This is a genomic window from Gordonibacter sp., from assembly GCF_036667095.1.
Taxonomy (GTDB): Bacteria; Actinomycetota; Coriobacteriia; order Coriobacteriales; family Eggerthellaceae; genus Gordonibacter.
Map to the genome: position 1 here is coordinate 1 of NZ_JAVWUP010000260.1, position 2,985 is coordinate 2,985.

Annotated in this window: 2 protein-coding genes; one reads left to right on the forward strand and one right to left on the reverse strand. The window is 48.7% G+C overall.

Translation table 11 applies throughout. The features are described from left to right. Nucleotides 1-37: 37 nt before the first annotated feature. A complete protein-coding gene (locus RR842_RS13370) occupies nucleotides 38-1,732 on the reverse strand; it encodes an FAD-binding protein (protein ID WP_332730084.1) in 1,695 nt (564 codons plus the stop codon). Nucleotides 1,733-1,948: 216 nt separating this feature from the next. Between RR842_RS13370 and RR842_RS13375 the strand changes: the two genes are divergently transcribed. Continuing rightward, the gene (locus tag RR842_RS13375; RefSeq protein WP_332730085.1) at nucleotides 1,949-2,851 is read left to right on the forward strand and encodes a LysR family transcriptional regulator; all 903 of its coding nucleotides are present in this window, start codon (nucleotides 1,949-1,951) and stop codon (nucleotides 2,849-2,851) included. Nucleotides 2,852-2,985: the final 134 nt, after the last annotated feature.

Genomic DNA, 2,985 nt, shown 5'->3' on the forward strand with positions numbered 1-2,985 from the left:
TCAAAGCGGCAAACCAAGAGATTTTCCGGCAGAAAGTCTACGCCTTTAAGTATTCTTGGGCATCTTTGACGGCAAGGCGACCTGAGTTGACGGCCCAAGCTGCTTGAGATCCGGGTGCATATTTTACGTCGTATGAGTCACCGTAAAGACCGCCCGCATCCGAGCCTCCTGCATAGAGCCCGGGAATAACTTGATCTTTAGTATCGAGCACCTGGGTCTTTTCGTTTACCTTAATACCTCCGCAGGTGGTGTAGAATCCATCGGCCACTTCGCAAAGCCAGAAAGGACCTTCAGCGACCTTATGCAGGTATTTGGCGCGCTTGCCGAATTCTTTATCAATGCTTACGTCTTCGCCATCCGCGTTTGCAGCTGCGGCGCAATAGTTGTTATATGTATCAACTGTTGTTTTGACAGCCGCTGCATCAAGACCGGCTGCCTTCGTTACCTCTTCAAGCGTAGCGCCCACATGGCAAGCTTCGCATTTTTCTAAAACCGCACGTGCCTTGGCAAGCGGTGTGCCTGGAGTACCAAAGGAAAATACCTGGCCGTATGGTCCTGATTTTTCCCAGGTAAGCATGTCGTTTTCGGTAAATAAGACAAATGTTTTTTGTTGGTTTCGAACGCAAATACCCGCACCGGCAAAGTCATCAAGCCAGAGGTCTTCTTTGCAGTAACGTTCGCCTTTCTCGTTGAGCCACAGGGTGGGCTGCACTCCGGCAGAATAAGCATCGGTTGTCCACTCCGCGGTAATGGCGCCAACAGGGACTGGACCGCACCACATAACCGTTCCCAGTCCTTCGGCGAATTCAGCCCCAGCATCTTTGGCCATCTTGAGGCCGTCGCCATCGCGGCAATTCATGCCAAGTGCTTGAATATTTTCATTTTTTGTTTCGGAAACGCCATAAAGCATTTCTGAATTATTTGCATATCCGCCAGTACCTATAATAACAACAGGAGCTTCAACTTTAATAACGTCGCCTTTTGCTGTCTCAGCAAGCAATCCTGAAACCTTGCCGTTTTCGATAATCAGTTTGCGACCGAAGGTTTCAAAACGGGCTTCTACGCCTAGTTTTTGCGCTTCAGCACCAAAGCACTGCATGAAATAGCCGCCGGGGCTTGCGTTATCTCCCTTATTGTAGACATGCCACACCTTTGGCCCTGCACCGATTGAGATATTTCCTTCGAATACGATACTGTGGCTTTCGAGCCATTCGATAGTTTCAGCAGTCTGCCCAAAAAAGTTTTCATAAAGTTTATGCTGAGGGATCCAATGGTGATAGTTAAGGCATGTGCTCATAGCGGTTTTTACGTCGTACTTTTCGCCGTTCCAAATCGTGCCACCTTCAGCTTCGGTAAAATGGGTTTCCAACCCCGTCATACCTTCGGTGCCTATAAAAGATCCGCCATATCCGGCAAGACGCTCGATGATAAGAGGCTTTAGACCAAGGTCAATAGCCTGAATGGCTGCTGCGGTGCCTGTGCCGCCAGCACCGACAATGCAGATGTCTGCTTGCAGGGTTTCAGCTGGTTTGCCAAGCTCTGGAATTGCCCAAAAGTCTTTAGCGCTGGCGCTATTCGGGGTCGCGCTTCCCGCTTCGGTGGCAGCTGTACTTTCGCTCGATTTGGGTTTTGCTCCACAGCCTGTCAGTGCGGCTCCTGCAACTCCGGCGGTAAGAATTCCTGCCCCAGCCAAGAATGAACGACGACTGAGCCCCTTGATAGTTTTTTCCATGAAATCCTCCTTGAATCATACCTTCCTCAAAAGGAAGGATGTCGCCCCCTGCGACATAAGCCAAGTATCCACCTGCGGGGGCTTTGAGTTCAATCCTTTCGTATGTAGCGAAGAGATGTGCCCTGAACCGCTTTGTTGCAGGACTAATCTTTCTCTGTGCACTACAATAGAAGAGTTATAGGTGTTGTTTTTGGCAGCATAGGCGGGGGGTCTTGCATGGAAGTTAAGGATAAATATGATTATTTCATCTTGGCTTACGATGCACCTAGCTTCAGCGCCGGGGCAAGCAAAGTGCCTATGTCTCCGCAAGGCTTTACGAAAGCTATTCGTAATCTCGAACGAGAACTTGGGGTAACGCTTTTTACTATCGACGAAGATGGTATACGGCGCTCTACTCCTTATGCTGATGAATTCTACGAATATGCAAAACACATGCAGACAGAGCGGAATTTACTTGCGAGTGCCTTTGAGAGGATCGCGTCAAGTGGCTACGTTGAGATACGCGTCGCATCTTCTTTAGGGATTCCTGGTTTACTGGGGTCAAATTTTCTTGCGGATTTTCAAAATGAATACAAAGATGTTTCAATCACTCTCAATGAACTTCCCGACACTCTTTGCGAGTCGGTGGTGCGTGATGGTATGTACGATTTAGCTTTGACTATCTTGCCTTCGGCGGATGATTTTGTCACGCATGAACTGTATTATTCTCCAGTATGTTACTGGGTGCATCGGGATGATCCTCTAAGCAAATACGAGTCTCTGGGAATTGAGGATATAGCCCGGCGGCGGATTGCTATTCCTGGGCATGGGTTTAAGTGCTGCCGTTTGTTGCTTGATCGCTTTCAACGAGAGAATATAGAGCCGTTGGGTATTGTGGAATACTCAGAGATATTTTGGATATATGAATTTGTCTTGCGTGGCGAGGGTATTGGGTTTTCCTTGCCGCACCTCGCACAGCTTGAGGTGTTTCGGGATCACAAAGAGGTCGTTGCGGTTCCTTTGCGCGACTTTTCATGGGGATTCGGGGTTTCTTATCTTAAGGGAAGAAGTCTTTGCAAGCGAGAAGAAGAGTTTATTGAGTATCTCGAAAAACAAAGTCCTCGCGGAAACCTAGGGTAAGAAAAGTTGAGCTACGCGATGATGCCGAAGAGATTAGTGGGCATACCCCTTTCTCTCTAGGCGATATCCTGGGTTTGTCGCTCAAGACCGTTCGCGGGGTTTTTGGGAAGGTGCTGCGCGGCTATGATATACTC